7 protein-coding genes and 1 riboswitch (1 of these 8 only partly in view) are annotated in these 10,014 nt (G+C 48.8%); of the genes, 2 read left to right on the top strand and 5 right to left on the bottom strand.

The genetic code is table 11. The annotated features are described in order from the left end of the window. From MKX50_RS04380 to MKX50_RS04360, 5 genes are all read right to left on the bottom strand, one after another. Positions 1 to 924, bottom strand: the 5' portion of a protein-coding gene (locus MKX50_RS04380; RefSeq protein WP_339158508.1) for an LPXTG cell wall anchor domain-containing protein. It extends 378 nt beyond the left edge of the window; the window shows 924 of its 1,302 coding nt (coding positions 1-924); it begins with the start codon at positions 922 to 924; its stop codon lies beyond the left edge, outside the window. 268 nt (positions 925 to 1,192) lie between these two features. Next, positions 1,193 to 1,639, bottom strand: a complete 447-nt coding sequence (locus tag MKX50_RS04375) for a GtrA family protein (protein WP_213595073.1) — start codon at positions 1,637 to 1,639, stop codon at positions 1,193 to 1,195. Beyond that, positions 1,629 to 2,639 (bottom strand): glycosyltransferase family 2 protein, encoded by a 1,011-nt coding sequence (locus MKX50_RS04370; RefSeq protein WP_213595072.1) that lies wholly within the window; start codon positions 2,637 to 2,639, stop codon positions 1,629 to 1,631. Before MKX50_RS04370 ends, MKX50_RS04375 begins: the two co-directional genes overlap by 11 nt. Positions 2,640 to 2,714: 75 nt before the next feature. After that, positions 2,715 to 6,596, bottom strand: coding sequence for a phospholipid carrier-dependent glycosyltransferase (locus MKX50_RS04365; RefSeq protein WP_339158507.1), 3,882 nt, complete (start codon positions 6,594 to 6,596; stop codon positions 2,715 to 2,717). A 182-nt stretch (positions 6,597 to 6,778) separates the two neighbouring features. Beyond that, positions 6,779 to 8,152 carry an NCS2 family permease gene (locus MKX50_RS04360; RefSeq protein WP_155611940.1) on the bottom strand — a complete coding sequence of 458 codons (1,374 nt, stop codon included), beginning with the start codon at positions 8,150 to 8,152 and terminating at the stop codon, positions 6,779 to 6,781. 206 nt (positions 8,153 to 8,358) lie between these two features. Next, positions 8,359 to 8,458: riboswitch (purine riboswitch) on the bottom strand. Positions 8,459 to 8,791: 333 nt separating this feature from the next. On the opposite strand from MKX50_RS04360, the gene MKX50_RS04355 reads away from it, so the two are divergent. Both MKX50_RS04355 and MKX50_RS04350 read left to right on the top strand, forming a co-directional pair. Continuing rightward, the gene (locus tag MKX50_RS04355; protein WP_213595069.1) at positions 8,792 to 9,388 is read left to right on the top strand and encodes a TetR family transcriptional regulator; all 597 of its coding nucleotides are present in this window, start codon (positions 8,792 to 8,794) and stop codon (positions 9,386 to 9,388) included. Positions 9,389 to 9,400: 12 nt separating this feature from the next. After that, positions 9,401 to 9,940, top strand: coding sequence for a GNAT family protein (locus MKX50_RS04350; protein ID WP_213595067.1), 540 nt, complete (start codon positions 9,401 to 9,403; stop codon positions 9,938 to 9,940). Positions 9,941 to 10,014: the final 74 nt, after the last annotated feature.

The raw sequence follows: 10,014 nt of genomic DNA, 5'->3' as shown, positions 1-10,014 counted from the left end.
GTCGGTTCCGGCGTTGGTTCTGGTGTCGATGTTGGCGTCGGCGTCGGTTCCGGCGTTGGTTCTGGTGTCGATGTTGGCGTCGGCGTCGGTTCCGGCGTTGGTTCTGGTGTCGATGTTGGCGTCGGCGTCGGTTCCGGCGTTGGTTCTGGTGTCGATGTTGGTGTCGGCGTCGGTTCCGGCGTTGGTTCTGGTGTCGATGTTGGTGTCGGCGTCGGTTCCGGCGTTGGCTCTGGTGTCGGCGTTGGTGTCGGTGTCGGTGTCGGCGTTGGCGTTGGCGTTGGCGTCGGGGTCGGCGTTGGCGTCGGTGTTGGTGTTGGCGTTGGCGTCGGTGTTGGCGTTGGCGTTGGCGTCGGTGTTGGCGTCGGTGTCGGTGTTGGTGTTGGTGTTGGTGTTGGTGTTGGTGTTGGTGTTGGTGTTGGTGTTGGTGTTGGTGTTGGTGTTGGTGTTGGTGTTGGTGTTGGTGTTGGTGTTGGTGTTGGTGTTGGTGTTGGTGTTGGTGTTGGCGTCGGTGTCGGCGTTGGCGTCGGCGTCTTCGTTGGTGTTGGGGTCGGCGTTGGCTTCGGCGTCTTCGTTGGTGTCGGGGTCGGCGTTGGCTTCGGCGTCTTCGTTGGTGTCGGGGTCGGCGTTGGCTTCGGCGTCTTCGTTGGTGTCGGGGTCGGCGTTGGCTTCGGTGTCGGCGTTGGTGTCGGCGTCGGCGTTGGCTTCGGGGTCGGCGTCGGTGTCGGCGTCGGCTTCGGCGTCTTCGTTGGTGTCGGGGTCGGCGTTGGCTTCGGCGTCTTCGTTGGTGTCGGGGTCGGCGTTGGCTTCGGCGTCTTCGTTGGTGTCGGGGTCGGCGTTGGCTTCGGTGTCTTCGTTGGTGTCGGGGTCGGCGTTGGCTTCGGTGTCGGTGTTGGCTTCGGCGTTGGCGTCGGTGTTGGACACCATCCGTACGTTTCGGACTCGGATCCAATCAAATTTTCCTGCAGTCCGTCTACCGTTGCAAAAGCCGTGTTCGCCGCGCCCATCGTCAAACCTGCAGCAAGCGTAGCAGCAATTACTGTTCTGGCTTTGCTCCTCATTAGTCCCACTCCAATACGATAGTTAATTCACTTTTCCTCAATCCATCTTTATTGAACTTCTGCTGCACTTATGCCTGTCTTCTTCATCCAATCCAAAATTATATTCTAAAAAAACAGTCTCCGTTAGCGATATTTCATCCTTCCATTCTGTCGTGCCCATAAGTTTGTTTAGTAAATACCCATTTCCGGCTTCCCAAAAAATTCAAGCCTACAGTGACAGCCGTGACCAGCACTTTAGATGTAAGCGGGTGAAATCCGGCCAGTGAGGTTAATACAAAAAGCAGCATTAATGATAAAGCAAGAACCGCTGCGTTCAATGCCGCAAACCGAGCAAACTGTCCAATAACAAACATGCTCCGTCCACTCCAGCCGCTTTCCTGACCGGAGAACGTAATTTTTTTATTCAATATATAACTGTTCAGCGTTCCCACAGCGTATGATATGACCTGCGCCCCAAGACTGCCCATCCCGAAAAACAGCAGCATAGTAAAAATCGAAAAATCGATCGCCGTATTGATCAGCCCGACAGCATTGAACTTCAGAAACTGTATAGCGACACGTCCTCCTCCGTTATCCCGCATACTCCCCCACCTGCGCATTCACTCCCTCCGGCACATACGATGGCCGGGCAGGCGGATTTGCATCCTCTCGCTGAAAGCCTGTAGTCTCCCGCACGATATAAAGCGGCCTATCCTTAGACTCATCGTAAATCCGCCCGATGTACTCCCCCATCACCCCCAGCAGCATGAGCACAATACCGTTGAAGAACAGATTGATCGCTACGATCGAAGCCCACCCAGGGACCGTCCCCAGCTCAAACCATTTCTGAAACAATACGACGAACAGGTAGATGAAGCTGGAAAGCGACAGAATAACTCCAATATATGAAGCCATCTTTAACGGTTTATGCGAAAAAGAGGTGATGCCATCCAGAGCAAACGAAATCATTTTCCGCAAAGGATATTTCGTGACACCTGCAAAACGCTCATCGCGCACATACTCTACACTCGTTTGCCGAAAGCCCGCCCAGCCTACCAATCCGCGAACAAAGCGGTTTTTCTCCTTTAAGCTTTTCAGCACATCGCACACTTTCCGGTCGATTAGGCGAAAATCCCCGGTATCGAGCGGAATGTCTACCTTCGTCATTCTCCCAAGCAGCCGATAAAACAGCAGCGCGGTCGTTTTCTTGAATACACTCTCGCCTTTGCGCTTGATACGCTTGCCGTACACCACTTCGTAACCCTCTCTCCATTTGCTGAGCATTTCCAGAATAAGCTCGGGCGGATCCTGCAAATCGGCATCGATAATAACGACGCAGCGGCCAGAGGCATAGTCCATTCCAGCGCTGATCGCTACCTGATGGCCAAAATTCCTGGAGAATTGGATTAACTTCACATTCGGGTCTTTATGGCAAATTGCTTCCACCATTTGGGCAGTTCTGTCCCGGCTTCCGTCGTTTACAAAAATAATCTCATAACCTTCCTCTGCACAATCCATGACCTGCTTCAGGCGATGATACGTATGCTCAATCACTTCCTCTTCATTAAACATCGGTACGATAACGCTGCAGCCTATTTCCATAACTGCCCCTCCTTCACCTGATAACTTACATCCTGGCCATCTCTGCTTTCCAGCCAAAAGGCTCTCACCTGAGAACTAAAATATCCAGGTCGGGAACCATCTCAGTACATGCTCAACGTATCCCGAATTCACGGCCATCCCTGACAGAACGGGATAGAACATCGCAAACAGCAGCACCGCAGCGCATATAAACGCATATCTAACGTACTTGAAGCGGGCCCATTTTTGCTCGGCAATACTAGTGATATACACGATAGCCACAATCACAAACGGCACCATGGCGAAATAGTGGTAGAGGAATGTCTCCCGCGTAACAAGCATCCAAGGAATATATTGGGCCAGAAAAGAAATCCACATGACATACTTCCCGAATTCTCGCCGCTTCACGCTTAGCCATAGCGCCGCAGCCATAGCGACGATTCCAGTCCACCAAATCAGCGGGTTGCCTATCGTCACGATGCTGGACACCATTCCCTCAGCCAGACCGCCGGTTTCACCCTGGGCACTGTAGAACCAGACAGGCCTCTTCATGAATGGCCATTCCCACCAAGACGAAGCAAACGGATGACTCCCTACAAGTCTGCTGTGATAGTCGAACATATCCTTTTGCGCCTGAATCAAATTGTTTAAATTGAAACCGCCCTCTGTGGCAGCAAGGGCCGGAATATAGCTGAAGGTGTAGATCGCTGCAGGAATCGCCACAAAAAAGATACAGCAGCAACCTAAAGTAATCAGCGTCTTTCGCCAGAAGCCTTCTTGAATACGGTGATATAGCTCCTGCTGCTCCGATTCTTCATTCCCTTCACGGGCTTTAACCCTGCGTTTGACGGCAGCATATTCCTTATAGCGGCTTAGCAAAGACAGAAGCAGCAGCAACGCCAGCCCTGCGCCGCCATACAACACAATCCATTTAGTCGAAATCCCGATGCCGAAGAATAACCCCGTCCAGGCCAGAGGAACCAGCGTTTTACCCAGGGGCTGCTTATGAAAGCTCATGTGCAGATAACGATTCATGCTATAAAACATCAGCAGGATAAAAAACACGGCGTAAACGTCAATCGTTGCGATACGCGTCTGTGCAAAATGCATAAACTCAGCTGCAAGGAGCACCATAGACATGACTGCATATTTTCGCTGCCCGAAGAGCTGCAGGGCAAACCGGTAAATTAGCGGCAGCATCGCCGCTCCAAACAATGTTCCTGCGATACGCCAGCCTAACGGGCTGAATCCGAACAGCTGCATGCCCAGTCCGATCAGCAGCTTGCCGAGCGGCGGATGCGTCGTTTCATACGGAGGCAAATGATGCCAATATTCATATGCGGTTCTGGCATGATATATTTCATCGAAATAAGTGCTGTTAATAAAACCGGGGTAAATTACCGAGGTCGATGCCTCATCAAATAACAATGCGCTTCTGTCACTCCCCCTTGCCCCTTCCGTTTCATCATATATGCCAGCTATAGGGACAGGCTTGTCGTGCCCCGCTTCATAAAATGCCATTTCATGCAGCGAAATGCCGACATGCTCTACCGTAATCCGGGCGTACCTGGCTTCTATGCCGACCGCCTCGCTTTTCCAGGCGAAGACCGCGCCTATATCATCGGAGAGTTCAATCGTTTTTTCCCAGGATGCAGGATCATTCCCGAAGTCCAATTTGAACGCTCCCGTCGAAGCTCCGCCGAAGAAATGAACACGATCCACAGTCTTAGCCTCGCCGAAATCTACATAAAAGCTGACCGGCTTCGTCGGCCTCCATTCGGTAACCGGCGCCTTCGTCGATCCTAGTTGGTACAAGGCCAGCGCTGCGTACAGTAAAGTGACCAGGCCAACCCAGAGCCAATCCCTGCTTTGGAAACGGATTTTGTACAAGCTGCGCCGCTTCCCTTTGGAAGCTAGCTCTTCCAGCAGCAAAGCGTCGTTAGCTTCTCGTTCCTTCTCGGCCTGACGTTTGACCGGCTGGCGTTTTTTTTGCACATACATGCGATATCCCGTGATCAGCATACATATCAGGAGCACCGCGTTGGCGAGTGAGCAGAGCAGTACGATCCCATCATTGCCCGGACTCATGCCTTGGTTCAGATGCCCTAGAACATAAGCGACGTTGACATACTGCGTCAGACTGAATCCGAGGTACAGATAGAGCAGACGGCGATCCCGGGATTGGATGAAGCTGAACAAACATAACAGCAGCGCCGGAAACATATAACGCTCATGCATTTTTGTTCCCGCTACAAACACAATGACGATGAGCGCCAGGGCAATGAAGAAAGTCTTGGTCAAGTCCCGTCCGCGTCTGCGGAGGGAAATATAGATGGCATAAGCTACCGCTGCCAGGATGAACAGCAGCCCCCATGTCCGGAAAGGAAGCAGCATCCACCTCTGATCAAGAGGAGCCCAGTTATGGCCGAAAAGCGCATATAAATTGAATGCATTAACCGTGGCGTAGGGGTAGGAGGCTAGCGTTGTTTTGTATAAATCGATGAGAGCAGGCAGCCCTCCCTGATTCCAGAAAAAAGGAAGAGCCAGCAAGGCGAATACCGCAGCTCCAAGCAGAACACTGACGGAAATGCGTTTCAAGGAACGGTAGTACAGAAGGGCCAGCAGCCATACCGGTGTAAAAATAAACGTCTGCGGTTTAATAATGGCGGCAATTGCAAACCACACTGCCGATTTCTCCAAACGCCGCTCGCTTAGAGCCGTAAGAGAACTGATCAAGAATAAGGCATAGAACGCATCCGCTTGCCCCCAGCCCGCAGAATTGATGAGCACGGCCGGATTGAACAAATACACGGTCGCCAGAGCCCAGCCGAGCCTGCCCCCAAACTTGCGGCATCCCACGCGATACAGTAAATATCCTGCAGCCAAATCCGCCAGGATCGAAGGGAGCTTGAAGAGCAGCATCGCTCCTGCCGAACCATAACCTAATCCAAGCCATTTTTGCGTCAAGCCTAAGACGTACAAAACATAGATGTAGCCCGGCGGATAGTCAGCAAAAACCCCTTCGCTATAAAAACCTCCGAGGCCTTTATCTACCGCGTGATGGGCCCAGCCCATGAAAGTGTTCAGATCGGTCTCAAATCCGCGAACCGTATACCCGATCCAAATCCGAAGCAGCAGCCCGGCAATCATCACAAGCCACATCCAACCCTGGTAAGAACCGCTGCGATCCAGGGGATGACTCTCCGTGATCATGCGCCGATACAGCCAGGCAAACAAAATAGCGAACAGCGCTGACCACAGCATAATCGGCAATACCGGGACATGGGAGGTCGCCGCTGAGCTTGCTTCGCCATTTCCAAGTCCAGTCTCACCGTCAGGATGATCCGCCCCACCGCCGCCTATATTTCCGGATATATCTGTGCTCAGCGGTAAAGCGGTTATTCCGGCCGGCAGCGACTCCACCTTTTCGACGCGAATATCGTCAAACAGAGCTTTGCCTGTATTTAGCCTTCCATAACCGCCTAGGGCGGCGGCGATTTTCAGCTCCCTCTGCTCCGGGCCCGACTCCCCATAGAACTGGATTTGCTGCCACTCTCCAGAAGGCTCGATAACATGGGGATAAGCTCCTCCTACGCCAAGCGGAAAAATATTCGCGCCAATCTCCCCGCCTCCGATGCTAAGTACTTTGATCCAGGCGGAAATCAAATACTTAGAGCCGGGCTCCACCGTAACCTGCTGCACCCATTTGGCGTGATCCGGGTCCACATTTTCGATCCAAGCCGACCGATCTCCGCTGTGCGCGTCCCCCTGGATTACCCCGAATTGGCTGGCTCCTTCCTCTCTGGACCAACGATCCCTCTCCCAAGCTTCAGGAGCTTCCGAATCTCCCAGCTCAAATCCGGGATTCTGCACCAGGTTATGTTCCAATGCACGAACCGTTCCTGGCTCAAATTGCGTAAATAACGCAAAAATACCGATGGCCAGCAGCATCGCTGTCCGCTTCACAAAACTTGCCATGTCCAATTCCACCCCATACGAGTATTGATTGACATTTTATGCTTGTACCAATATACGTAGAGATTCAGAGATTATGCCTACAAATTCATAGATTCGAAATATAAAAAGACCGGCCGCATAAGCGGCCAGTCTTGGGAATATCAAAACCTACTATATGAAATTATTATTCAGGCTGCGCTAAATTACTCGGCGCCCAAGAAGATATAACGGCAAAGCACTAAAACAGCCAGCACCCACATTAACCAGTGAACTTTAACCTTCTTGTTCGTAAAGATATTGCTGCAAACACCAAGAAGCACGTAAGAGATAATACCTGCCGAAATCCCGTTGGCGATACCGCCAGTAAACGGCATAAGCACAATCGTCAGGAACGCAGGGAATGCATGAAGGAAATCATCCCACTCGATATTGCGGACTTGTCCCATCATCAGCACGCCTACGATGATCAGCGCTGGCGCTGTTGCTGCGGAAGGTACCACGCCTGCAAGAGGAGCGATGAACAATGCGAGCAAGAACAGAACGCCTGTTGTTACTGCAGTCAGTCCTGTACGTCCGCCTTCGGCAACACCAGCAGTACTCTCAACATAAGAAGTGATCGTGCTCGTACCGAGAACCGCACCAGCGCTAACGCCAGCCGCGTCAACCAGCATTGCTTTACCGATCTTCTTCTCGCCTTCTTCTTTATTCTTCATCAGCCCGGCACGCGTTGCCGTACCTACCAAAGTTCCAAACGTGTCGAACAATTCAACGAAGGTGAACACCAATACGATTTCAAACAATCCCAGCTTGAGCGCGCCCATAATATCGAGCTTGCCGACAGCCAGCTCATTTACGTTCGGGAACCAGCTTGCGCCGGACAGCCCGCTGACATCAGTTACGCCCATCGGGATACCGATCAACGTCGTTGCCACGATACCGATCAGCAATGCGCCTTTGACGCGAAGCGCCATAAGAATAGCGATTAGAATCAGGCCAATGAGTGTCAATTGTACACCGGAATCGTGTACGAAATCACCGAGACCCAGGTTGAAGAAGCTGCCTGGCACCTGCTGAGTAAAGTCTTCAACCGGTCCGTTCAAATTAATGCCGATCAGGTTGCTCATTTTGAAACCGATAATAGCTACGAAAAGACCGATACCGACTGTAATGGCAGACTTGATGCTTTCTGGCACTGCCACAAGGAGCATTTGACGAATTTTCGTCACCGTAAGGATCAGGAAGATAATACCTGAGATGAAGACAGCACCCAGAGCCGCTTGCCATGTAATTGCTCCGTTAGAGCTGAGAACGACGGTCATGAAGTACGCATTCAGACCCATACCTGGGGCAAGCGCAATGGGGATGTTAACGAACAGTCCCATAAGGATCGTAATCAGACCCGCACCAACCGCAGTAGCAAAGAATACACCGTCTGAAGGGATACCCGCACCACCCGGGCCCAAGAACAGATTGTTCACGAACAGGATGTAAGCCATCGTCATGAACGTTGTAACACCTGCAATAATTTCCGTTCTTACATTTGTGCCGTGTTCCTTAAGTTTAAAGAACCGATCCATGGTTAATGATTCCTCCTTAGAATGAGTCGGGAACGACAAAAAGCCCGGAGTGACAATACATCCCCGGGTCCCGTGCTGAGCAGAAGATACCGTAGCCATGTCTGGACTGGAATGAGCAGCAGCAGTTAAATCGTCCGTCCGTTAACATTCTATAGCGTTAACTGGCAGGATCGCTAACCTCCCACAATCATCTCCATCGCAAACATGTTCCGATGTCTTCTTTTCGTAGCCAGATCATTACGGTGACCTCGTAGAGACTTCCGGGCCAATTCCCGGAATTATACGAAAAGCATCTATTTGAATTTGTCGAATTTTCCCGTACAAGTCTTGTTTCAAAGACTTATTACATGACTTATTCTAGGCTTGAAGACTCAGCTTGTCAACAGAAAAAGCGAATATTTTTAAAACCAATCATGGAAATTGTTCGTGATTTGTTAAAACTAATTCGACAGGATTCTCTGAAAATTGACAAAATTCGCTTTCTCAAGCAACAAGAGCACTAAAAACCGTCCAGGGCTGAACGCCCCGAACGGCTTTTTTATCGTGCACCAGATTATTAAGTAAAGTATTGACAAATTGAATTCACAGCTCTACATTAAATAGACATCAGTGTCTATTTTGCGTAGAGGAGGGTCCTCCATGCCACAGGTAAGTAAAAAATATTTAGAAACTCGAAAAAATAATATAGCTAAAGCTGCTGTAAATGTCTTTTCTACCAAAGGATATTCTAACACTTCCATGAAAGATATTATGAATGAGGCTAAAGTATCGAGAGGTGGATTATATGCACATTTTGAAAATATTGATTCTGTTTTTATAGCTGCATTAAAATATGATGATTCTTTACAAGCCAGCCGGTTATTAACGCCTGATTTACAAGCACCTTTACTGCCTCAATTAAACGACTGGATTTCTGAGATCATTCTTTCCATTCAAAATAAAGAAATTAATTTAGTTCGTGCCAAGTCAGAGTTTTTTCTTTCTCATCATATTGAAGAAGTACCATATCTACGAGAAAGGCATGAAAGGCTTTCACAAAATATTCAACAATTTATTACTATCGGGATGGAGAAAGGTGAATTTCGAAAGCAAATTGATATAAATTCTTTTTGTGAATTGCTTATTTCTATGATCGATGGAGTTATGCTACATCAACATAATCAATACTCTTCTAGCAATAACCTTACAGATATACTCAATTTAATGCATAAAATGATTGAAAATATTTTAACTTAAGGAGTGGTATGAATGTTTGAAAATAAAATGATTAAATTACGGAAATTATCCGCTAATGATTACACTACTTATCATGATTGGCGCAACGATATGGAAGTCATGGAAACTACCAGCCTCAACTTTGACATATACACGTTAGAAGAAACTGAACAATTTATATCAGCAATTGCTGCTCAATCTACTGCTAAAGGTTATCTAATTGAATATAAAGAAACTGAACAAACTGTCGGTATTGTTTCCCTAATTAATATAGATTATAAAAATCGTTCTGCTGAATGTGTAATTGATATCGGTGTAAAAGATGTGTGGGGAAAAGGTATTGGAACAGCCGCTATTTCTTTAATACTTGAATATGCATTTAATGAATTAAATTTAAATCGTCTATATTTACAAGTGTTTTCTTTTAATGAAAGAGCAATCAAACTCTATGAAAAAATGGGATTTATACATGAGGGGAAATTTCGGCAAGCACTCTATCGTAAGGGAAAATGGCATGACATTGTCATTATGGGTATTTTGAAAGATGAGTATGACCAACATTTTGTGAAATGAAAACGGCCGCGTAACTTATTTAAAGCGACAATGCTGCCGATATTACAAATATATCATTAATTGGATTATGGGGG

Origin of the sequence: Paenibacillus sp. FSL W8-0186, from assembly GCF_037969765.1 — a bacterium.
GTDB lineage: Bacteria > Bacillota > Bacilli > Paenibacillales > Paenibacillaceae > Fontibacillus > Fontibacillus woosongensis.
The sequence above is the reverse complement of the archived record's forward strand: the minus strand, read 5'-3'. Positions and strand labels throughout refer to the sequence as shown.